Annotated in this window: 21 protein-coding genes; 8 read left to right on the top strand and 13 right to left on the bottom strand. The window is 50.0% G+C overall.

The genetic code is table 11. The features are described 5' to 3' along the window. Position 1 precedes the first annotated feature (1 nt). Both gluQRS and CKO12_RS00950 read left to right on the top strand, forming a co-directional pair. Positions 2 to 943: a tRNA glutamyl-Q(34) synthetase GluQRS gene (gluQRS, locus tag CKO12_RS00955; protein ID WP_200152858.1), complete on the top strand. Its 942-nt coding sequence runs from the start codon at positions 2 to 4 to the stop codon at positions 941 to 943. A 15-nt stretch (positions 944 to 958) separates the two neighbouring features. Further along, the gene (locus CKO12_RS00950) at positions 959 to 1,567 is read left to right on the top strand and encodes a cytochrome b (protein WP_242466140.1); all 609 of its coding nucleotides are present in this window, start codon (positions 959 to 961) and stop codon (positions 1,565 to 1,567) included. Positions 1,568 to 1,619: 52 nt separating this feature from the next. On the opposite strand, the gene fur is transcribed toward CKO12_RS00950, so the two are convergent. After that, positions 1,620 to 2,051 (bottom strand): ferric iron uptake transcriptional regulator, encoded by a 432-nt coding sequence (gene fur / locus CKO12_RS00945; RefSeq protein ID WP_200152857.1) that lies wholly within the window; start codon positions 2,049 to 2,051, stop codon positions 1,620 to 1,622. 162 nt (positions 2,052 to 2,213) lie between these two features. Between fur and CKO12_RS00940 the strand changes: the two genes are divergently transcribed. Then, positions 2,214 to 2,681, top strand: coding sequence for an outer membrane protein assembly factor BamE (locus tag CKO12_RS00940; protein ID WP_338032676.1), 468 nt, complete (start codon positions 2,214 to 2,216; stop codon positions 2,679 to 2,681). A gap of 43 nt (positions 2,682 to 2,724) precedes the next feature. On the opposite strand, the gene CKO12_RS00935 is transcribed toward CKO12_RS00940, so the two are convergent. The 12 genes from CKO12_RS00935 to CKO12_RS14805 form a co-directional block, all read right to left on the bottom strand. Beyond that, positions 2,725 to 3,159: an SRPBCC family protein gene (locus CKO12_RS00935; protein WP_200152855.1), complete on the bottom strand. Its 435-nt coding sequence runs from the start codon at positions 3,157 to 3,159 to the stop codon at positions 2,725 to 2,727. A gap of 79 nt (positions 3,160 to 3,238) precedes the next feature. Continuing rightward, positions 3,239 to 4,576, bottom strand: a complete 1,338-nt coding sequence (gene glmM / locus CKO12_RS00930) for a phosphoglucosamine mutase (RefSeq protein ID WP_200152854.1) — start codon at positions 4,574 to 4,576, stop codon at positions 3,239 to 3,241. A 3-nt stretch (positions 4,577 to 4,579) separates the two neighbouring features. Then, positions 4,580 to 6,478: an ATP-dependent zinc metalloprotease FtsH gene (gene ftsH, locus CKO12_RS00925; protein ID WP_200152853.1), complete on the bottom strand. Its 1,899-nt coding sequence runs from the start codon at positions 6,476 to 6,478 to the stop codon at positions 4,580 to 4,582. Between the two features lie 70 nt (positions 6,479 to 6,548). Continuing rightward, on the bottom strand, positions 6,549 to 7,181 hold the full coding sequence (locus tag CKO12_RS00920; protein WP_200152852.1) for an RlmE family RNA methyltransferase: 633 nt from the start codon (positions 7,179 to 7,181) through the stop codon (positions 6,549 to 6,551). Between the two features lie 5 nt (positions 7,182 to 7,186). Continuing rightward, entirely contained in the window at positions 7,187 to 8,026 is an 840-nt protein-coding gene (locus CKO12_RS00915; RefSeq protein ID WP_242466139.1) for a hypothetical protein, read from the bottom strand. Positions 8,027 to 8,112: 86 nt separating this feature from the next. Further along, entirely contained in the window at positions 8,113 to 8,475 is a 363-nt protein-coding gene (locus CKO12_RS00910) for a high-potential iron-sulfur protein (RefSeq protein ID WP_200152851.1), read from the bottom strand. Between the two features lie 125 nt (positions 8,476 to 8,600). Continuing rightward, positions 8,601 to 9,074 (bottom strand): C40 family peptidase, encoded by a 474-nt coding sequence (locus tag CKO12_RS00905; RefSeq protein WP_242466138.1) that lies wholly within the window; start codon positions 9,072 to 9,074, stop codon positions 8,601 to 8,603. Positions 9,075 to 9,191: 117 nt separating this feature from the next. After that, positions 9,192 to 9,413: a hypothetical protein gene (locus CKO12_RS00900; protein WP_200152849.1), complete on the bottom strand. Its 222-nt coding sequence runs from the start codon at positions 9,411 to 9,413 to the stop codon at positions 9,192 to 9,194. Beyond that, positions 9,394 to 9,681, bottom strand: coding sequence for a BrnT family toxin (locus tag CKO12_RS00895; protein WP_207146200.1), 288 nt, complete (start codon positions 9,679 to 9,681; stop codon positions 9,394 to 9,396). The genes CKO12_RS00900 and CKO12_RS00895 overlap by 20 nt, the downstream gene beginning before the upstream one ends. 36 nt (positions 9,682 to 9,717) lie before the next feature. After that, on the bottom strand, positions 9,718 to 11,751 hold the full coding sequence (gene prlC / locus CKO12_RS00890; protein ID WP_200152848.1) for an oligopeptidase A: 2,034 nt from the start codon (positions 11,749 to 11,751) through the stop codon (positions 9,718 to 9,720). A gap of 19 nt (positions 11,752 to 11,770) precedes the next feature. Next, positions 11,771 to 12,310 (bottom strand): CNP1-like family protein, encoded by a 540-nt coding sequence (locus CKO12_RS00885; RefSeq protein WP_200152847.1) that lies wholly within the window; start codon positions 12,308 to 12,310, stop codon positions 11,771 to 11,773. Further along, positions 12,303 to 15,467: a discoidin domain-containing protein gene (locus CKO12_RS14805; RefSeq protein ID WP_242466137.1), complete on the bottom strand. Its 3,165-nt coding sequence runs from the start codon at positions 15,465 to 15,467 to the stop codon at positions 12,303 to 12,305. The genes CKO12_RS00885 and CKO12_RS14805 overlap by 8 nt, the downstream gene beginning before the upstream one ends. A 265-nt stretch (positions 15,468 to 15,732) precedes the next feature. On the opposite strand from CKO12_RS14805, the gene CKO12_RS00875 reads away from it, so the two are divergent. The 5 genes from CKO12_RS00875 (at position 15,733) to CKO12_RS00855 (ending at position 23,428) form a co-directional block, all read left to right on the top strand. Continuing rightward, positions 15,733 to 16,290 (top strand): GspH/FimT family pseudopilin, encoded by a 558-nt coding sequence (locus tag CKO12_RS00875; protein WP_200152846.1) that lies wholly within the window; start codon positions 15,733 to 15,735, stop codon positions 16,288 to 16,290. After that, on the top strand, positions 16,287 to 16,748 hold the full coding sequence (gene pilV / locus CKO12_RS00870; protein WP_200152845.1) for a type IV pilus modification protein PilV: 462 nt from the start codon (positions 16,287 to 16,289) through the stop codon (positions 16,746 to 16,748). The genes CKO12_RS00875 and pilV overlap by 4 nt, the downstream gene beginning before the upstream one ends. Next, on the top strand, positions 16,745 to 17,650 hold the full coding sequence (locus CKO12_RS00865) for a PilW family protein (protein WP_200152963.1): 906 nt from the start codon (positions 16,745 to 16,747) through the stop codon (positions 17,648 to 17,650). Before pilV ends, CKO12_RS00865 begins: the two co-directional genes overlap by 4 nt. A 12-nt stretch (positions 17,651 to 17,662) precedes the next feature. Continuing rightward, a complete protein-coding gene (locus CKO12_RS00860; RefSeq protein ID WP_200152844.1) occupies positions 17,663 to 18,187 on the top strand; it encodes a pilus assembly PilX family protein in 525 nt (174 codons plus the stop codon). A gap of 84 nt (positions 18,188 to 18,271) precedes the next feature. Further along, a complete protein-coding gene (locus tag CKO12_RS00855) occupies positions 18,272 to 23,428 on the top strand; it encodes a PilC/PilY family type IV pilus protein (RefSeq protein WP_200152843.1) in 5,157 nt (1,718 codons plus the stop codon). Positions 23,429 to 23,437: the final 9 nt, after the last annotated feature.

Here is a 23,437-nt window from a genome sequence, read left to right as displayed (position 1 = left end):
CATGCTCGGATCGATTTCACCCTCCATCCGAGCCGCCTATCGCGGACGCTTTGCACCGTCTCCCACGGGGGCGCTGCATCTCGGCTCACTCCTCACCGCCATTGCCAGTTACGCCGACGCTCGTGCGCACGGCGGCACCTGGTTGGTACGCATTGAAGACCTCGATCACACGCGCACCGTGCCCGGTGCTGCCGCCGCGTTATTGGACACTTTGCACCGTTTTGGAATGCGCTGGGATGAGCCAGTGCGCTACCAACACGACCGCACCAGCGCCTATCAAACCGCGCTCGCCCAACTCACCGCCGCCGGCTTGACCTATCCCTGCGGCTGTAGCCGCACCGATCTCGCCCGCAACGGTCGCGCTGGTGTGGACGGAACGATTTATCCCGGCACCTGCCGCTACGGACTTGCCGCCAACCGCCCGCTGCGCACCGTGCGACTGCGCACCACCGCCGCATCGCTGGCATTTACCGACCGCATTCACGGGCACCACACCCAAAATATCGCCGAAGACGTGGGCGATTTCGTACTGCGCCGCGCCGACGGCATTCACGCTTATCAACTCGCCGTCGTGGTTGACGACGCTTGGCAGCAGATCACGCAAGTGGTGCGCGGCGCGGATTTATTGCTATCCACCCCGCGCCAACTGCTGCTGCAACAGCATTTAGGGCTGGCGCAGCCCCGCTACGCGCACATCCCGCTGCTCGTCGATCACAACGGGCACAAACTCAGCAAAGCACAAGCGGCAGCGCCGGTTGATCCGCAGCATCCGCTGCCGACGCTGCACCACATTTGGGCACTGCTCGGTCAAGAACCGCTGCCGCCAGTGCCGAGCGTGACCGAGTTTTGGGCGCGGGCAACCTCGCGCTGGCACTGCGCCCGGGTGCCCGCCCACTTGACACTACAGATTCCCACCGCCATCTCACTTTGTTCATTCAATTAGGACGCAAATTTGCGTATGATGTTGGCTGGTTGGTGTGGTGCAAAAACGCCGTCACCGTGTCCATTCATAACGATTCCAAAAGAGGATATTCAATTGACAGCACGTTACAATTTATTACAACGGATTCTGCATTGGCTAATTGCCATTATGGTGTTTGGAATGCTCACCAGCGGCATGGCATTCATGGTATTTGGTGATGAAGGCGTTGGTTCTTTAGTCAAGGTACACATGACCTTTGGTGTCTTGCTATTCGTATTGATGTTAATCCGCGTGGCGCTGCGCGTATTATTACCCACGCCCGCGTATGATCCAGAGCCACCTAAACTCCAAGCCTTGGTTGCCAAAGGCATTCATTTGTTGCTGTATGTCTTATTGATTTGTTTACCCATTGGCGGTTGGTTAGCAACTTCCGCTGCCGGGGAAACTGTGCAGTTTTTTAATATGACCTTACCAGCATTGCTGACCGCAACTGACGAGACCAAAACCCTTGCAGAAACGCTGTTTACACTGCACGGCATGGGCGGGATCATCGTCTTATTATTGGTGTTAGTACACACCGCCGCTGCAATTAAAGACTGGCGCACCCCGGGCAGTAAAACCATGAACCGGATTAGTCTGCCTTAATTGAATTGACACTCGCTGCACTCGCGTTATCAATAGCGCCAGTGTGGCGAGTTTAGGATTTATCCTGCGCAGTTTTATTTTGGCAATTGGTGCAGGTGCCATAAATGACCAACGTGTGATCGGCAATAGCAAAGCCATACTGTTCCGCAATGCGCGTCTGCCGCTCTTCAATCACCGGATCAGTAAATTCTACGACGCGGTCGCAATTCACACACAGCAGATGATCGTGATGTATGCCGTTATTTAATTCAAACACGGATTGCCCGCTTTCAAAATTGCGCCGACACACCAGGCCAGCAGTTTCAAACTGCGTCAACACCCGATACACGGTCGCCAAGCCAATTTCTTCGTGATCTTTCAATAGCGTTTTATAGACATCTTCCGCACTCAGATGACGTTTTTTGCTGCGTTCAAGAATGGCTAAAATTTTGACTCGCGGCACCGTAATTTTTAATCCAGCTTGTTTCAGTTGTTGGTTTTCCAATTCTTTACTCCTGCCTCCGCAGTGATGTCACCACGATGGATAAACCAGTGTTTATGTACCGCGCCCGGCGTGATCGCACATCACGGCTGCGGTATGATTTGGGTTTACCGCGAACTCAGCGTTATTAGAGGTTAGATGCGACAACTTTTTCGTTTTGCAATAGTGAGCACCATAACGGTTTTTTGTCACTCCGGCTGTGCTCGTGAACACAAACCCGCCGATTATCATGCCTCGGTGTTAGAGAATTTGCCCTTTGTGTATAAGATGACGGTGCAACAGGGCAATATCTTAACTGCGGAAACGGTGGCAGAACTCACTACAGGAATGACCAAGCGCCAAGTCAGTTTTTTACTGGGGACACCGTTATTAAGCGACTTTTTTCATCAAGATCGTTGGGATTATGTCTACACCATTCGGCGTGGTCATCTTCCCATGGAAAAGCATTATTTAACGCTGCATTTCCAAGATGAGGTGTTGGTAAAAATTGCAGGAGATGTCAAACCGAATGCCCAACCTGCTGTCACGCGTGAAACACCGAAAAGCACGATTGTGACGGTGCCAGATTATGAAACGCAGCCCGGCGCATTGACGCGGGGATTAAAAGCACTGGGATTGGAGCCAAAGCAATAACGGCGTGTTGGCGCTCACTTCTCAGCGCCCGCCACTGCGCAAATCAATTCCGATACACTTCATCGGCGCGTTTGCAAAAGGCATCCACTAGCGAATTGGCGACTTGATTAAAAACGGTGCCAAAGGCTTTATCAATGAGGCGTCCTGAAAATTCAAATTCTAGTTTTAATTCCACTTTGGACGCATTAGCGCGTAACGGCGTGAATTCCCAGCCACCAGCTAATTTACGAAATGGGCCATCTAATAAATCAATACTCATTCTGCGGTCGCGCTCATAACGATTGCAGGTGCTGAAGGCTTGATGAATACCCAAACGGGAAATTTCAATTAAGCCACAGATTTGTTCATCAGTTTCTGAGAGCACCCGTGAACTGCTGCACCAAGGTAAAAAACGCGGATAAGAACCAACGTCATACACTAAATTAAACATCTGTGCTGCCGAATAAGGAACCAATGCACTTTTATTAACAATAGCCACAGCATTTCCACAACAATTAACCAAGCATTGAATGAAACGACGCCGCGCCAGCTCCCTGACCGGCGTCACCTAACTGGCATCACGCCGCGCCAAGCTGCGCCTGCACCACCGCCGCCAATTGTTCCGCCAGCCGCGTGACCTGCTCGGCATCAACGCCTTCCACCATCACCCGCACCAGCGGTTCCGTCCCCGACGCTCGCAGCAACACGCGCCCGTGTCCGGCTAATTCTGCCTCCGCCGCCGCCACCGCAGTTTGCAGCGCCGGCGCAGTGAGCACGTCGCGCTGGCTGTCGAGGCGCACGTTAATCAGCACCTGCGGATAGCGTTTGACCTCCGCGCCCAGCGCAGTCAGCGTGCTGTCCAAGCGGTTGAGCGCGGCGAGCACTTGCAGGGCAGCAATGATGCCGTCGCCGGTGGTGGTGCGGTCGCGGCAGATGAGGTGCCCGGACGGTTCACCGCCGAGAATGCCGTCGTCGCGCTTGAGCTGCTCCATGATGTAGCGGTCGCCAACCTTGGTGCGCACAAAGGCGATGCCGAGCCGCTGCAGCGCGTGTTCTAAACCGAGATTGCTCATCACGGTACCGACCACCGCGCCGCGCAGAGCGCCGCTGAGATAACGCGATTTTGCAATGATATAAAGGAGTTGGTCGCCGTCGAACAGTTGCCCGCTGGCATCGCACATCAGCACGCGGTCGCCGTCGCCATCAAAGGCAATGCCCAAATCTGCGCCTTCCGCGACCACCAGCCGACACAGCGTTTCGGGTTTGGTGGAGCCGAGATCGCGGTTGATATTAAAACCGTCTGGCTCGGTGCCAAACCGCACCACCGTTGCGCCCAGCTCCTCAAAGACATAGGGCGCGGTGTTGTAGGTCGCACCATTGGCGCAATCGACGACGAGCTTTAGCCCACGAAAATTCATCGTCGCCGGAATCGTGCTTTTGCAAAATTCGATATAACGCCCGCCGGCGTCCTCCACCCGCTGCACCTTGCCCAACGCGCTGGAGTCAACGGTGCGCAGCGGCTGCGCCAAAGTCGCCTCAATCGCCAATTCCACGTCATCCGGCAGCTTGTCGCCTTCGGCCGAGAAGAATTTGATGCCGTTGTCTTGATACGGATTGTGCGACGCGGTAATCACGATGCCCGCGCTGGCGCGAAAGGTGCGGGTGAGATACGCCACGCCGGGGGTGCTCATCGGCCCGAGCAGGCGAACGTTGACGCCGGCTGCGACCAAACCGGCTTCCAAAGCCGACTCAAACATATAGCCAGACAGCCGCGTATCCTTGCCAATCAAGACCTTACCGCGTCCTTGACCGAGCACGCGTCCCGCCGCCCAACCCAGCTTCAACACAAAATCCGGGGTGATATAGCCCTCACCCACGCGCCCCCGAATGCCATCAGTGCCGAAATAATGGCGCATCGCTCAACACCCCTGCGCGGCAGCATCCGCATCGGGCACCTTGCCGGGCGGCGTCAGCGTCGGCAGCGCGTCATCATCATTCCAATCCTTCGGCGGGCGCGGCGTCCGTCCCGCCATGATGTCCTCAATTTGGTGTGCATCAATCGTTTCGTATTTCATTAACGCCGCCACCATCGCATGTAATTGTTCCATGTGATCGAGCAAAATATGCCGCGCCCGCTCATAATTGCGCTCAATAAACACGCGGATTTCTTCATCAATTAAATGCGTGGTTTCATCGGATACACTTTTATGCTGCGCCACCGAATGACCGAGAAACACTTCTTGCTGTTCATCGCTATAGGTTAATGGCCCTAACTTGGCAGATAACCCCCACTTCGTGACCATATTGCGTGCGATTTCCGTAGCGCGATGAATATCGTTTTGCGCCCCAGTGGTCACGCATTCAGCGCCATACACAAGTTCTTCAGCTAAACGCCCACCAAACAATCCCGCAATGCTACTTTCTAAACGTTCTTTGCTATAACTAAACCGATCACCATCGGGTAAAAATAACGTGACGCCCAACGCTCGCCCTCGCGGAATAATGCTCACCTTATGCACCGGATCATGTGCGGGCACTAAACGCCCAACAATCACATGCCCCGCTTCGTGATACGCGGTCATTCGCTTTTCATCCTCGGACATCACCATGGAGCGCCGTTCTGCGCCCATCATAATTTTATCCTTGGCTTTTTCCATATCGCCCATTTCCACCAATTTCTTATTAGAACGCGCAGCAAATAATGCCGCCTCGTTAATTAAATTGGCTAAATCAGCGCCAGAAAAACCGGGCGTTCCGCGTGCCAAAATCGACGCCTTCACATCCTCAGCCGCCGGAATTTTGCGCATGTGAACTTTCAAAATCTGCTCGCGCCCGCGCACGTCTGGCAACGGCACCACCACCTGCCGATCAAAGCGCCCAGGGCGCAACAATGCGGGATCAAGCACGTCGGGGCGGTTGGTGGCGGCGATCACAATCACGCCCTCGCTGCCCTCAAAACCGTCCATTTCCACCAGCAACTGATTCAAGGTTTGCTCACGTTCATCGTGACCGCCGCCCAAACCTGCGCCGCGATGGCGTCCCACCGCGTCAATTTCATCAATGAAAATAATGCACGGCGCTTGTTTCTTGGCTTGATCAAACATATCGCGCACCCGCGATGCGCCCACGCCGACGAACATTTCCACAAAATCGGAGCCAGAGATATTGAAAAATGGCACCTTCGCCTCGCCAGCAATCGCACGCGCCAGCAAGGTTTTACCAGTACCGGGCGGGCCCACCATCAACACGCCTTTGGGGATTTTGCCGCCGAGCTTTTGGAATTTGCTGGGATCGCGCAAAAAATCCACCATCTCAACGACTTCTTCTTTCGCTTCTTCTGCGCCCGCCACATCTTGAAAAGTCACTTTAATCTGATCTTCCGACAATAGCCGCGCCCGACTTTTACCGAATGACATTGCATTCCGTCCACCAGAACCGCCCTGCATCTGGCGCATAAAAAACACCCAAATCACTACCAGAATTAACAGCGGAAACCAGTTAATTAAAATCTGCATTAAAATGGATTGTTTGGGCGGTGATTCTGCTTTAATCACGACTTGATTGTTCAATAAATCACCGACTAAACCATCATCGCCGGGGCTGTAAGTTTTGAAGCGTTGACCGGAAGCAGTGACACCTTCAATTAAGCGTCCTTGAATCATCACCTCGCGCACTGCGCTCTGTTTCACTTGCGCAATAAAATCCGAATAATTCAATGTCCGTGGCGCAGTTTGAACGGTGGTGAAATTATTAAACACAGACATCAGCACAATGGCGATGACGACCCATAACAGTAAATTTTTTGCCATATCACTCATCGCAGTCAGCCTTTTTGTTTAATGATCAATTGCAAAACAGTGTGGCGACATTGTGCCGCAGCGCCGCTATTTAAGAACGAGATGATGCTTTAAATCCACGCGCTACCAGATAAATCTCCCGACTTTCGGCGCGAGATGCCAGCGGTTTGCGCTGCGCTACCCGCGTAAAACTGCCGCGCAGGTCGTGCAAAAAGGTATCAAATCCTTCGCCTTGAAACGCTTTCAGAATCAATGCACCGTTGGGTTTGAGCTGTTCCTGCGCCAGCGCCAGCGCCAATTCCAATAGATAGACCATCCGCGCTTGGTCAACCACTGTCGTGCCGGTGATATTGGGTGCCATGTCCGACAACACCACGTCCAGCCGTTGGTTGCCAATCAACTCCCGCAGTTGCGCCAGCACTGCTTCTTCGCGGAAATCGCCCTGTATGAATTGCACCTCCGGCAGCGGCTCCAGCGGCAGCAGATCAAGCGCAATCACGCAGCCGGTCGTACCGACGAGACGGCGGGCGATCTGTGACCAACTGCCCGGCGCTGCGCCCAAATCCAACACGCGGGTGCCTGGCTGCAAAATGCGTTCTTTCTCTTGTAATTCCAGCAGTTTATACGCGGCGCGGGAGCGATAGCCGTCCCGCAGCGATTGTTTGACGTAAGGGTCGTTGACGTGCCGGTCGAGCCAGCGCCGACTGGATTTGCTTTTTGCCATCGCAATTACAGGTCACTGACCCAAGACAGGCGGAATAACTCAAAAATCATGCCGGCAACGCTGCCGCCGACGATGCCACCGACGATGGCGGGCACGAGCTGCGCGTGCATTCCGAGACTGGCGGTTTGCCACCACAGTCCTTCGGCATTGGTCAAAGGCCCGCTGACCAGCCACACGCTGCCGGCAGCAACGCTTGCCAATAACGCCATGATGAATGCCTCCGCGATATAACAGGGAATGATGGTGTTGCAGAGTTGATCGGTGAAGGCGACCCACCAGCGCAGCGTCAATACATAGAGCAAGCCGTTGACGCTGACCAAGATGGCGAGCACGACGCTCAAACTGAGCGGGGCGTCGAGTTGGCGTTCCGTCACCATCACAATCAGACCGCCGATGGTACCTGCTGCGAGTCCAGATAAGGCTTTGGGTGCGACGTGGGTGGCGCAGCGGGTGGGAAATCGGATCGTTAATCCGGCGATGGCGGCCACGACGGCTGCGATCAAAATCGTTTGTAGAAAGGCAAAAGGTCCAGTTAAAACAATCAATAACAGAACCCCAATCGCGGCACCGATGCCAGAACTCATCAGCGAGATTTCGCGGGCACCGTAAAGCACGGCGGTGATGGTGCCGGTGATGGTCGCGGCGATGACTGGCGTGGGCGCACCGACGCCGAGACTTTTTAACAGCTCGGTCAAACCGGTAAACAACGGCGCATAAATCATGCCGTGCAGCCCCCAAATGGTGCCGCGCAGCAGTGCGAGCCGCCAATGCGACAGCGCCGCCGTCGCGGTGGCATCTTCTGAAGTGGCTTGAAATGGTGGGATGGGCTTGCGCGAAATAGTCATCGATTTTTTATAAAAACCAGAGAATGAAAAACGGGACCAGCGGCCCCGTTTTTGAACTCGCTTTGGAGAAGCGTGGCAGCGAAAACTTAGCCAGCCTTCAGCGTCCAGGAAGTACACCAGCCGTTGACGTTAATCAACTTGCCGGGGAACAGCGAGCAGCCTTTCCAATCGCCTTCGCCTTGGTCAGCCAGCATGAACATGCAGGTTGCACAATGTTGTTCGCCGGTCGGCGCACCTGGACGAGCGGCGCTATCACGAATCGACTGCGTTGCATCTTGGCTGTACTTCAATGCTTGTGCGGTGGGGTCATCAGGCGTCACGGCGTTGGCTGGCGCAGCAGCGTGAGCAGTGCCAAAGCCGACTAAGTTGATCATCGGGATCGCAACTGCGGTGCCCAACATCACTTTAACGGCATCACGACGGCTTTGACTGATTGGCTGATCGGACATTGATGTCACTCCTAAAAATAATCGATACGGTTATGGGTTCTGCAACACTTCCAGCCAGCAGCCGGAAGGCGTCTGACATTGTGCTACAGGCGCGCAAAAAATACGAGTCACCTGCGTTGTAGCGGTCAGTTGAGATAAGTGCCCGCACCCAGATAACGCGCCGTCCAATATGGTGTTTTCAAGCGGTCAATCTTCACCTGCTGGCGCGATGTGGAAGCGTGAACAAACCGATCTTGATCGACCATTAAACCGACATGATAAACACCCGGTTTCGTTTCAAAAAACACCATATCGCCGGGACGCGGAATTCCTGTTTTTAATGGTTTAGCAGCGCGTTGTTGTTCGCGTGCCATACGCGGAATAGAGACTCCCGCCGCTTGATGTACATATTGCGTCAAACCACTGCAATCAAAACCCGTATTAGGATTTTTACCGCCATACACATACGGCGTACCAATTTGTGCTAAACCGTTTTGCACAACTTCTTTGCGCTGTTGACTCCAATCGTTATTAACGCTTTTGGTGGCGCAGCCAGAAAATAACACCGCCGTCAGCATTAAAAGCCAAGGAGTGAATGGTGGCGTCATAGGTGGTTTCATTATTCGCATAGATGAGATTCTTAAAAGTGATTTTAGGTGTGTGAAGCAGCAATTGTTACATCATCAATTGCTGTCACTTTGTTGACAACTGCCAACTTTTTTCAAAGCGAAGATGTTTTATACAGTCACTGCTTTAATCAATTCAATGTCTTTTTTTAACAGATCATTGACTATGGTACCCAGTGGCAATCCCTTAATTAAAGCCAGCGCCTCAAGATATGACAACACATCTTCTTGTAATGCCACTGCAACCGTTGTTTGTGTTGCAAAACGATTTGGCTGCGCAAGTGAATAGTCAAATTCATACTCCGACAACATATCATCTAATCTGCTGTTCATAACAACGTTGCTCCTTTGGTGTCGCAATGCGAGCACTGATTATTCGATAGCGATCATCGCTAATTGCAGTAAAAACAACTAGGCACAATCTTTCATCTCTACAATGACCAATAATGATTTCACGGTGTTCATTTTGTGAATGCCATACATCTGTAAAAATCTTTGCTAAAGGATCGTTAAAGATGGTGATCGCTTCACTAAAACAAACACCATGTTTTTCAACATTGATAATTGCTTTATGAGTGTTCCATTCAAAAACAATGCTCAATCATACACCTCATGCGCTGTCTAAATAACGCAACAGTTACGCAGCTATCCCAGTACGTCGCAATAACGCTTCTGTATTCGGTTCACGTCCGCGAAATTGAATATACAAATTCATCGCCGCCTCAGAACCTCCGCGCTCAAGAATGTGTTGGCAAAAAGCACGTCCCGTTGCTGCATTAAATACGCCCTGTTCTTCAAAGAGCGAAAACGCATCAGCAGATAACACTTCCGCCCATTTATAGCTGTAATATCCTGCTGCATAACCGCCAGCAAAAATATGGGAAAAACTGTGCGCAAAACGATTAAATGCCGGTGGTTGAATCACGGCAACTTGTTCGCGCACTTGCGCAATCAATGCGGGAATCTGCGCCCCGCAAGCTGGGTCATATTCTAAATGCACCCGAAAATCAAATAACGCAAATTCCAATTGCCGCACCATCTGCATTGCCGATTGAAAATTCTTAGCTGCAATCATGCGCTCGAATAATTCAGCAGGCAGCGCCGCGCCAGTTTCCCAATGCGTTGCGAATAAATCCAGCGATTCGCGCTCCCAGCACCAATTCTCCAAAAACTGACTCGGCAATTCAACCGCATCCCAAGGAACGCCGTTAATACCGGCTACACAGGGATAATCAATTTTTGTTAATAAATGATGCAGCCCGTGCCCGAATTCGTGAAACAACGTTTGTACATCTTGATGCGTTAAAAGTGACGGCGTATTGCCCACTGGTGGCGGAAAATTGCACACCAAATACGCCACCGGAAGTTGTTCTCTCTGTGAATTGCGCAAGCGATTCACGCACACATCCATCCATGCCCCGCCGCGTTTTTGTTGCCGCGCAAAAGGATCAAGATAAAACTGTCCGCGTATTTGCTTGGAATCGCTGTCTATAATTTCAAAAAAGCGCACATCAGGATGATAGGTTTCAAAGTCGGTGACTTCCTGCACACGAATTCCAAACAGTCGCTCTACTACGCTAAATAAACCAGATAATACCCGCGACAAAGAGAAATAAGGGCGTAATTCTTCTTGGCTGATTTGATAACGCGCTACGCGCAGCTTTTCAGCGTAATAAGCAATATCCCAAGGTTCCAACACCGCGACGCCATAATGCTCTTGCGCAAATGCAGTTAATTCTGCCAATTCACGTCGCGCCTGCAATACGGAACGCTGCGCTAAATCATTGAGAAATGCCAATACTTCAGCAGGTGAACGCGCCATCTTGGTCGCTAATGAACGCTCGGCGTAATTGGCAAAACCCAATAATTGCGCTAATTCATGCCGCAACGCTAAAATGCGCTCTAAATTGTCACTGTTATCCCATTGTCCAGCGTGTGGTCCTTGCTCAGAAGCGCGAGTGCAAAAGGCTTGATAACATTCAAACCGCAATTCTCGATCATCGGCATACATCATTATTGGCAAATAAGATGGCATGTCTAAAGTAAAGCGCCAACCGTCTTCTCCGTGTTGTGCCGCATTTTGTCGCGCTAATCCCAATGCTGATTCTGGCAAGCCCGATAATTGCGCGGAATCAGTGATTAACTTGCTCCACGCATTGGTGGCATCCAGCACGTTCTCAGCAAAGGTGCTGGTTAATTGTGATAATTCCTGATTGATGGCTTTATAACGCGCCTTTTTGTCAGCGGGTAATGCAACGCCAGACAAATGAAAATCACGCAGCGCGTTATCAATGACTTGGCGTTGTGCCGTATTCAAATCATCCTGCGCTGCGATGCTTTGATACGCATGAAATAAGGCTTCATTTTGTCCAACTTCGGTGCCATACGCGCTCAGTTTTGGTAAACAAGCGTTATACGCCAACCGCAGTTCTTCAGAATTGAGCACGCCATTCAAATGACCCACCGGCGACCAACTGCGATTTAAGCGATCATCCGCTTCATCTAATGGTTCAATAAAGTTTTCCCACGTTGGCGCAGTCACAGTTGCGGTTAAATCCGCAATACAAGCGCGACACGCTGCCAATTGCGCATCCAATGCTGGTTCAATATGTTCGGGGCGAATGGCAGTAAATGCGGGTAATTCGGAAAGCGTGAGTAAGGGGTTGTTCATAATCAATCACAACGTTTTGTCAATGGGCGCGTTGCGCCGTGAGGCTGTAGAGAATATCGGTTTTAGGGCGCGGGCGGAATTCAAGCGCATTGCAAAAGTGAAAGCGCCACAATTCTTGTTGATAGTATAAGCTGGCAGAAGTGGCGAGCGGCTCCCATTGCGCGTCAGTTAAAACGACGAATTGATTGCTCGCGCCATAAGCGAATGTTTTGGCTTGACCTTTGGCGCTGCAACGAATGCCCTCATAAGCAACATTGCGTCCGCCGTTGCGGCTTTCAATTACGATGACGTAGCGCACGACGCCATTTTTATCAATTAAGAGTTGCTGGCGATCTATGAAATAACGAAATGGCGACGCTGCGCCATCGAGCGTTAATTCTAATAAATCCGCATCACGCGGCCATGCCGGCAATGGCACTTGATCTTCCGGCAGTGCGTGGTCAGTGATGACTTCTTTGGGGGCGCGTTGCATATTCGGCAAAAAGGATTCTTCCGCCGCAACTGTTGCGCTCATCAGCGTCAATAATACGACTAACCAAGGCATTGGTTTATTATTCATGGTGCAGTTCATGTGTAGGTTCTATTTGAATCACCGTCAATGTATATTCTGCTGGCAGTGCGAATTGAATCCCGCCCGGCGGTAAATGAAAATCACCATTTACTTGCGCGGTAATGGTGCCATCATTTGCAGGTCGCAGCGCGAGATTCAGAATGCCATACGCAGTCGGCAAGCCGTGAATCACGATTGCGCCAGCCGCCAGCCACGCCGCCGGAATCCCCGCGCCAATCACCAGCGCCTGATCAATTTCCCGTTCGTAAACAAAGAGATCACGAAAAACGAGGCAGTATTCCGCGCTGATCCAAGTGTGCGGCAAATCGCCTTGATGTCCGGGCGCTTGCGGGTCGCGCCACGCAATTTCTGGCCATTGATTCCACACCGGTGGACGCCGTTCGGACAGAAAAAACTGCGCTAATTCATGGGCTTCGTCGCGGCGATCCAGTCGCACCAACGCGCCGATGATGCGGATTTCATAGGGCGTGTAATTCGTCCACGCCACCGGATTTGCGCCGTGCATGGCGCGAAAGCGTTCCATAAATAAATCAAAGCTGCGCTGGAGCACGGCATTCGGCAGCGCGTGTAAATCGTCAATCAAGGTCAGCGCGTTGGCGGTCGCCGTCGGATCGGGATCGGCCCATTCCACCGAGCCGGGCAAAAATTCAATCTCGCGCTCGCGCATCGTGCAGGCCAGCGAGGCGTGAAGTGTGGCGGCAAAATCATCGTGCAATGCCGTCCATTCTTGCGCCAGCGCGGTCTCCGCCATGACCTGCGCCAATTGCACGGCGTCTTTTAAGCCGCGCAGCGCCCAAAAATCATCCCAGTACGAATGCACCGGATGTGCCAAATAACCCTCGTGGCTGACGGATTCTGGCAGTAAGCCGAAGCAAGCGCCGTTTTGATAATCGGCAGTCAACCGCTGCGCTCGCAAGTGTTGGAGATACGCAACAGCGCGTTGCACCGCTGGCCACAACTCAGCCACCAACTGGCGGTCGCCGGTGAAGCGGTAATACTCGGCGACGACAAAAATCAATTGCCCGTGACTGTCGTGTTCTGGCAACCAATCGGCACCAGTCGCATCGACGCAACAGGGCACATTGCCGTCTGGCGCTTGAAACGGCGCGTACCAGCGGATGAATGCTGCCGCTTCTGGCGCTCGCCCGAACCGCAGCAATGCCGCCACCATCCCCGCGCCGTCTCGAATCCATGAGCGCGTGTAGCGGCGAGCGCCGGGTTGCAGCGCCGCGCCGTCGCGGGTCATCAAAATATGTGCCAGCGCACCTTGGCAGGCGTGGAAATACTCCAGCGCAGCGGGCGGCAGTTCAAAGCTGACGGCGTTGAGCGCGGCTGACCACTGCTTTTGGGCATGAGCAAATGGCGCTGGCTGCCAGTTGGTCGGACGTTCCAGCGCGGGCGTCATCGGCGCGGTGAGCAGCACTTCAGCGGCTGCACCCGGCGCGAGCGTCACATCAAACCGCAGTGCGCCGGAGGCAAATCCAAACGGATCGCTGACGGTCTGCGCGGTTGGCAGCGTGGCTGCGGCGAGGTAATCGCTGATCAAACCTTCATCAAACGCGGCTGCGCCAAAACCACTCGGCGCAGTGAGCGGCACCAGCGTCAGTGCGCCATTGACCCAGACTGCGCCGTCGCGCCACGCCAGCTCGCGGATCGGACTCACGCCGCCGATGTCGCGCCAGCCTTGCCATGCTGGGGAAACTTGAAACGGACGCAGCGCGGCATGAATGCCGATTTGCAGCGGAGTAGTGCCTTGATTTTGCAGGTGATAACGCAGGTTGAGCCAGATGTTTGAACTTAAATCCCCCCAACTGCCCGATCTCAAATCCCCCCAACCCCCCTTTTCCAAAGGGGGGCTTTCCTCATCTCCCCCCTTTGAAAAAGGCACCTCTTCATCTCCCCCCTTTGAAAAAGGGGGGCTGGGGGGGATTTGTGGGATTTCGGGGATTTCACGGCTGGCGCACGCAGTCACAGTCAATTCCAGCGCCATCTCGCCCTCGCGCCAGTGCCACCGCGATTGCGGAATCGGCAACGGTGGCGTCAGCAACGCAGGCTGAATCTCGCAATCCGCCCACGTCACCACCTGCGTTCCCGTCGCCGTGCTGACCGTGAGCAACGGTTCAATCATGCAGCCAGCGCGAGTCACCTCCACCGCGCCATCTTCATTAAATAGTGCCGCCACTGCGCCATCTGGCACATCCACCGGCGTCCAATAACTTTGCTCGCGTGACAGCCAGCGCGGATACCGCCCACGCGGTGCCGCTGCCGCGAGGTGATGAAAAAAATCATGCTGAGAACGGGCAAAGGCGTCCGGCTGCAACTCCAGCGCGATCAAGCCGGGCAGCGGCGCTCCGGCTGGCGCAGCGACGGTCAGGCGCAAATAACGCGCACTGCTGTTGGGCAAATAGACCGGATTGCAGCGCCCAGCGGCATGAGGCGCGGTGTAGCGTTCGCACCAAGTGCTGCCATCGGCGCTGGTGTGAACCGCAAACTCCCGCGCCGCCGTCGTCTCCCAGTGCAGCAGCAGCCCGCCAAAATCGCGTTCTTCTTGAAAATCAACGGTCAACTGCGCCGGCACCTGCTCAGGTCGCCAACAAGTCGTCGCCTTGCCGTCCAGCGCGGCGGCGGGATCGCCACTGCTGGCGCACAACAGCGGCAGTTGCGACGGCGTGCGATCTTCGAGCCGGAGATTGGCAAGCCACACTTGCCCTTGTCCGCCCGGGCCGGCAGCAATCACAATCTCAATCGCGCCAATCGCGCCCGCGCTGCCGCCACCAGCAGGCCCCCAGCCGAATTCAATCGCACGATTGGGAATGCGCAAGGTGTGCCAGTCAGTTAAAAAGTTAAAATGTTCATCCCGATAGCGCCATACATTTGCACCACTTGGATCAATTAACTTGAATTCAAACGCATTCGCTGGCGCGGCAGTACGAATGTCTAATAAAAACGCATAACTGTCTGGCAATTGTAATGACAACTCGCGCCGCGCCACTACAAAACCGCCGCCACCAGCAAAATCAAAATCAAGCTGCATTGCAGGCGCAGCCGCGCTGGTGTTGGGCGTCAAAGTTAATTGCGCTTGCCCCGAAGTAATCGGCGACCAGATGGCGAGATTGGAGAAAGCATCAAGTATTTGCGTGTGCATTTGCTTCAATGACCGAATGAGATGAATGTTGGCACCATGACGGCGGCACAGCGGACATGTTACCTTGACGGCTTGAATCATTGTTGATATTTAACGCGCCGCCGTCATCAATCGTGATACTGCTGACAGTCGCCAGCGTCGCCATTGCAATAGCGGCAGACCAATGTGTCAATTTGCGTGATAGTTCGCATTTATTGGCAACATCTCGTCTAAGATAGTTGTATCTTCTTAAATCACCGCTTGTGCCACCAACGGAAGAAGACTGATGTTCACCTCCAGCGCGTTCCCACCGCTTGCAGTATTACCGCGACGCTCAAGCGCGGGCTTCTCCCTGATTGAAGTGATGATTACCCTCTCGATTGCCGCTATTTTAATGTCGGTGGCGATCCCAAGTTTCCAAACCTTTACCCGCACCAACCGCATCGCTGCGATCACCAATCAACTCAGCAGTTCTTTGCAATATGCGCGTTCAGAAGCGATGACACGCGGCAAAACCGTGACGGTGTGTAAATCTAATGATGTTAGCGATAGCACTCCAACCTGCGTTACTAGCGCAAGTTGGCAAGATGGCTGGATGGTTTTTGTTGATAATAATGGTGATGGCGCTTTTGATAGTGGTGATATTCCACTGCGCGTGGGGCAGGCAACAAGTGCAGGTGTCGTGATTACCGGTAACAGTGTATTTGTTGACCGCGCTAGCTTTGATTCAAGAGGTAAAGCCAGTGCAGGAACGATTTTTATTGTTATTGCGCCAGAAAAACGCTGTATCACACTTAATATAATTGGGCGTTTACGTATTGACTCAGGAGCAAAATGCACATGAGCGCACATCGGCATTATCAACAAGGCTTTACTTTACTTGAAGTCATGATTGCATCCTTCGTACTTTCCGTTGGTTTGTTGGGAGTAGCGGGTTTGCAAGGCGTATCCTTAAAAATGACGCAAGGGTCTTATTTACGGCTTCAAGCTGTCAACCTCAGTTATGAAATCATTGATGCGATGCGTGCAAATAGAACGGCTGCTAGTGCCGCAGGCTATAATGGTTCCGTTACTGCGACCTGTAATTCAGCTTTAACTTATTCAGTCACTAGCACGGTCGCAAAAGCTGATTTAACAATTTGGGGTAATCGGCTTGCCTGTTTATTACCGAATGGCAGCGGCACCATTGCACAAACAGGAAACTTATTTACTGTGAGGGTGACTTGGAATGACACTCGGTTTGATGGTCAAACTGACAGCGCAGACACTTATCACTCATTTAATTTCACGACAGAATTATGAATACGTCAACAGTGAGTTTTCAGTTACACGGCAGCAAATTCCAGCGCGGCTTTACTTTAGTTGAGCTGATGATTGCAATGGGCATTGGCGCTTTTATTTCCGCTGGCGTTATTGCGTTATTCGTTGGTAACAATCGCGGTTATGAAGCAAGTGCGGCGATGGCGCGAGTGCAGGAAAATGGACGCTTTGCAATTGAATATCTAGCACAAGACATACGGCAGGCGGGCTTGCAAAATTTTAAAAGTTCAAAACTTTTGCCGAACAAAGAAAATCCTTGGCCGCCAAAAGATTATATTAAGGGCTGGAACGGTGTTGGCACAAAACCAACGTTAGTAGTTGGTAAAGACCCAAATTTTTGGAGTCATTTAGATGATAAAAAAGGGAAAGATTGGAGTAATTTAGGAGATTACACTAAAAATACTGATGTTATTGGAATTCGTTATTTAGACCCTGAGTCTGATTTCAAGCCTGGTAAAGATGATACTGATCCTAATACTGATTTTGGCCCTGATGATTCTGATGATGAGATCGATCCTTACGTCGTTAATCATGTCTATTATGTTGCGCCAAGTAGTGTTACTGGACAACCTGGATTATATCAAAAGATCGATTCTTCAGACGCTCAAGAACTCATTGAATGTGTTTATGATATGCAGGTGCGTTACGGAGTTGATAACACGGGAGACGGACAAATTGATAATTACGTTAATGTCCCGCTAGACTGGGATCAAGTGTTTTCCATAAAGATCGATTTGATAGTTGGCAGCACTGACAATAATTTAGTGGAAACGCCGATGTCGCTGCCTTTTGAAAAAAACGACGGTACTTTTTTTACTGCCACTGATCGTCGAATTTATCAAATGTTTAGCGCCACCATTGCGTTGCGTAATCGGATAAAGTAAAGGTTAATAGAGATGAACAAGCGTAAAAGTCAAACTGGCATGGTATTAGTGATTGGCTTGATTTTTTTGTTGCTAATGACGGTAATGAGCATCGCTGCGATGCAAACTGGCGGTCTTGATGAACGCATGGCAAGCAACGCCAATGATCATAACATTGCGTTTCAAGCGGCAGAAGTTGCATTGCGCCGAGCCGAGAACTTTATTGCGGGCAACACTGATCTTAATGAAATGTCATTGGCTAGTGTAGCGCCTGATTCAAATAATGATAGTAATTGGACTGATGCAGTTTCTGTTACTCTTCCGCCACGGGTACCGCCACCGCAACTGGCTGCTCAACCAATTTATGTCATTCGATGTGCCTATAGTGCAACTCCAACCGATCCTGCATCATTCTCAAATCCTACATTATGCTCAGAACAATGTTATACAGGAATGAATTGCTACAGGGTGACAGCTCGTGGACAAGGCACCATTGCAACGTCAGTGGTCGTGTTAGAAACGATTTTTAGACGCCCATTATCTTCTGATAAGCTCTGATATAAACGCAAATAACTTTTGTATATTGTTTGTTAAATTGGCACTTTTGGTTAATGAAAACATTCTGCTGATTGGAGATTCGTCATGCACAGCTATAGCAACCATCTGGCTCAATACCGCTCTGTATTTGCTTTTTTAGTCGGTATCGTTCTTTCGTTACCGTTGACGCTTGTTCGCGCTGAAGACCTTGCGCAATACCCGTTATTTGCTGCTGGCGGTAATGTGGCAGCGCCACCGCTGACCATGTTAATTATGGGCAAAGATCACACGCTTTATTATGAAGCCTATAACGATGCGTCTGATTTAAGCGGTGATGGTATTTTAGATGTTGGTTATAAACCCGACATGAAAGATAAAGATGGAAAGGCTATTGATTATTTTGGCTATTTTGATTCGCATCTTTGTTACGACTACAGTTCTGATCTTTTTACTCCAGTCTCCAAGACGACAACTAAAAAATGCTCCGGGCAATGGAGCGGCGATTTTCTCAACTATATTACAACTACTCGTATTGATGCACTGAGAAAAGTGCTGTATGGCGGGAAACGTTCTACTGATACCACCGCATTAACTGTTTTAGAGCGTTCTTATATTCCACAAGATGCGCATAGCTGGGGCAAGGAATATCTCAGCGAAGCGCATGATCATTATAAAATTTCTGATTATACGCCGCTATCACAACCATCGGCAGGAACTCGTCACCTGTTTGCAAATACCACACTTGCTAACGAGAGCAGTAAAAAACCATTGATGCGGGTGTTGACGAATTCCAATTATCGAATTTGGGAATGGGTGGCGATTGAGAGACCAGTAGCAGGAACAATCTGTGTTAAGAGTGGCAACGCCTGTGAAAGTACAGCAACGGTCAATAATACTCGACCAGCAGATCACGATGCTTTTAGTACTCTTATTGCGCTCTTAGCAAACTCAAATAACTTTATGGGAAGCAATGCTCTACCCACACCATCAACTCCTGACTTTACGCTGAATGGTAGGATCGAATGTAATAGCAATTGCAACCCTTATGGCGGCGATGATAATTACATCACTATATTCAAAGGAAAACTAAATATCGTAACTTCAGGAGAGTATAAATTTTCAATCTATGGTGATGACGCAACTGAAGTGCTCATTGACGGAGATTTAGTTTTTGGACGTTATACCTATAATGCCTGCACTGCCCAAAATGATGATTGTAAAGGAGTAGTAGAACTGAGCAGCGGTGAACATGAAATTGAATTTAGACATGAAGAAGGAGGTGGTGGGGATAAGTACAATTTATACTGGAGTGGACCGGATAGTAGCAACACTTGGGAAGTGGTACCAACTAAAAAATATGCTGATTTAGTTGTTTCAACTTACAGAAGAAATGTTCCAGCTTCGGATATGGAAGATTACACTGTCCGCGTTCAGGTTTGTAAAGACGAGTATTTAGATTCTAATTGTAAACCTTACACTGACACTGATCCAAATCCAGATGTCGTGACTTATAAACCAGATGGATTATTACAGGAATACGGCAAAGATAATCAAATGTTGTTTGGGTTAATTTCTGGATCATTCACACATGCCTATAATATGAAAGGCGGTATTTTACGCAAAAATATTGAAAGTTTTATGAATGAAATGGATCCAATTCTTGGCGAAGTTGATCCAGCAACTGGTGTATTTACAGATCTGCTTGGTATTGTAAAAACTTTAGATTTATTTCGGATCGTCGATTTCAAAAGTGGTACAGATTATTCTTACAATGGAGGTTGGTTGACAACCAGCCCGATGGTGAGTTCTGGCAGCAAATTTCCTGATTGGGGTAATCCGATTGCGGAAATGATGTATGAAAGTTTGCGTTATTTTTCTGGTAAAACCACTGCAACATCAGTATTTATGCCAGCTTTAAAGGACGGTAAAGAGCAGGTTAGTTTAAGCGATCCTGCGAAGTCGGCGATGGATTTACCTGCACCAGTATGGGTTGATCCTTATAAAGCTAATTCCTCGCTGTATTGTTCGCCCGGTGCGCAGTTAGTGATCAGCGACGTGAATCCTTCCTTTGATACCGATCAAGTGCCCGGTTCAGTATTTGCGAGCTTTAGCGGTGATATGAGTGGGTTAAATGTCGCTACTGAAGCAAATGCGATTTGGGCTGCTGAAAACAGCGGATCAGGTTTGCATTTCATTGGTGAAGTCAACGGCAGCACTAGTTTTGTTGGTGTGCCAACTGCAAAAACAGTGACTGGCTTAGGAAATATCCGAGGATTATCACCGTCTGAACCTACAAAGCAGGGTGGTTACTACTCGGCCGGTATTGCGCGATTTGCGTTTAAAAATGATCTCAGAGCTGATTTAGCAGATAAGCAAGACATCAATACATTTTCTGTCGCTTTAGCGTCACCATTGCCAAAGATCATCATTCCGGTGGGTACTAAAAAAGTAACGCTAGTACCCTTTGCAAAATCAGTTGGTGGTTCTGGTATCGATCCAGCACAGGTGAAATTTCAGCCGACAAACAGCATTGTCGATTTTTTTATTGAAGAGTTTGCTAACACTGATCCAGGTGGTTCAGATAAAAACGCTAACATCAATAGCGGACGACCTTCCATTAAATTCCGTATTAATTATGAAGATGTGGAACAGGGCGCAGATCACGATATGGATGCCATTGTCGTGTATGAAGTTAAAGTCAATGCAGACAATACGTTGACTATTAACTTAAATTCTGAATACGCTGCCGGCGGCATCATGCAACACATGGGTTATGTGATTTCAGGAACAACTCAAGATGGCGTGTATTTAGAAGTGCGGGATAAAGATACAAGTGTTGGTGAGGATCCTGATTATTTTCTTGATACGCCAGCCGGTGTGTCGTCAGGAGGTTGTGCGGTTGCATCACCACCTTCTGATTGCGGAATATCAGAAACAGATACTCCATTACCATTAACAGCAACCCGTACCTTTACCGCCAGCTCTGCAACTAATGTTGCCACAGTATTAGAAAATCCGTTGTGGTATGCAGCAAAATATGGTTCAGAAGGCAATGATAAGTTGGCTAAAGGTGAAGCATCGCCTAACTACTTTTTAGTGACGAATGCTGGAAAATTGCAAGATCAACTCGAAGAAGCCTTTACCAGAATCTTAAGTCTCAGTAAAGAAACCGCAGCAACTGCTGCCGCGAGTTCGACGCGGATTGATGGTGAGACGATGGTTTATGAGGTGGCATTTGATCCCAGCGATTGGAGTGGCGAAGTCAAAGCACTGGAATTGATAAATTATGGCGATGATACTGATTTAGTTTGGGATGCAGTAGATTCAATGCCGGCTTGGACAGCGCGTCACATTTACACTTGGAACGGCACTCCAGATGATGATTCTGACCCAGCAGGAATTGCATTCACTTGGGCAACACTCAATACCGCACAAAAAGGCGATTTATCGAACGATGAAACTATATTTAATTGGTTGCGCGGCGATCAAAGTAAAGAATCGAAAGATGAGGGTCTCACTGGTTTTCGGATTCGCACCACGTTGTTAGGCGATATTGTGCATTCTGATCCGCTGTATGTTGGTAAACCTCAAAACGTTGGTTATAAATATCTACCTGCTGCTGCTACCGAAAAAGAGACCTACACTTCATTTCTCAGTGTCAATAAAGAACGCACGCCAATGATTTATGTTGGTGCGAATGACGGCATGTTGCATGGTTTTGATGCCACAGACGGTGCTGAGAAATTTGCTTATGTCCCAAATGCTTTATTTGGAAAATTGAAAAGCCTCACTAGCCTAGATTATAAAACCTTCACTGATCACCGCGATTTTGTGGATGGTTCACCTAATGTTGGCGATGCTTTTGTTGATGGAGCATGGCGCTCAATTTTAATTGGCACCTTGGGCGCAGGTGGTAAAGCAGTGTTTGCTTTAGATGTCACTAACCCTGACGCATTCAGCGCCGAAAAAGTTCTGTGGGAATTTAATGACAGCAAGCTTGGTTATATGGTTGGGCAAATGACTTCCTCGCCGGTGATTGGACGTTTGCAAAATGGGCAATGGGCAGCAGTGTTTGGCAATGGTTACGATAGTGGTACTGGCGCTTGGCTATATGTGGTCAACTTAAAAGACGGCACGGTGATTGAAAAAATTCAGGCTTCTACTGAAGCAAGCAATGGGTTATCTGCTCCGTATTTAATCTTCGATACACAAAAAACAATTGTGGGAGCTTATGCGGGTGATCTCCAAGGTAATTTGTGGCGCTTTGATTTAACTGGCACTGGAGAAGTGGTTAAAGTTTTTCAAGCAGAATATGTCAACGCTAAAGGTGAGACAACATTGCAACCCATTACGGGACCCGTGGAAGTCGGTACGCATCCACTGGGTGGTTATTTGATTTATTTCGGTACTGGTCAGTATATGCGTACTGGTGATGTGCACAGTCGTACAGTGCAAAGTGTTTACGGTATTTGGGATAATTCAACACTCAAAAAAGGTTTTACGGGTCAGACAATTTGGGTTGACGGCACAGCCGTTGATAAGACCGCACTTCTCAAACAAACGATTGATTTTGAGTCAACATTAAAAACTGATCCAAAGGAAAAAACTTGGCGAATCTTTTCACAAAACGTAATGGATTGGGAGAAAAAACGCGGTTGGTTTATAGATTTGATTTCACCCATCAATAAAGAAGAAGGTGAGCGGGTTGCAGCGCGTCCACAAATTTTATCAGGCGGTGGGCGCGTAGCATTTACTAGTTGGGTACCAATTGAATCAACCGACCCTTGCATCGTCGGTGGTGGCAATAGCTGGTATTTTGAAGTTGATTTGTTTACTGGTGGCGCGTCAACTAACGCCACTTTCAATATCAATGATGACAAAAAATTTAATGATGCTGATAGAGTGATTGTCCGTGATGGTGTCGTGTACAACTTGCGCATCACAGACGACAGCAAGATCATGCTGGTTAGCAAAGATGGTAGCGAAAGCGAATATGTTAAAAAAGACGGCGATAAAAAGTTGTCAGTCAGCGGGCAGAAGATCGGTGAAATCGTGGATATGCCGCGTACTTTGATTGGTGATAACAACAACTACAGGCATTACATTCCAGGCGGAGAAGGTTCAGGTTCAGGCGGAGAAGGTTCAGGTTCAGGCGGAGAAGGTTCAGGTTCAGGCGGAGAAGGTTCAGGTTCAGGAACAATTAAAGATACTTTTAACGATTCTAACAACCAAGGTCGAATGAGCTGGCAGCAACTCCGCTAATTCCAATTT

Origin of the sequence: Chromatium okenii (genome assembly GCF_016583745.1) — a bacterium.
Classification (GTDB): Bacteria; Pseudomonadota; Gammaproteobacteria; order Chromatiales; family Chromatiaceae; genus Chromatium; species Chromatium okenii.
The sequence above is the reverse complement of the archived record's forward strand: the minus strand, read 5'-3'. Positions and strand labels throughout refer to the sequence as shown.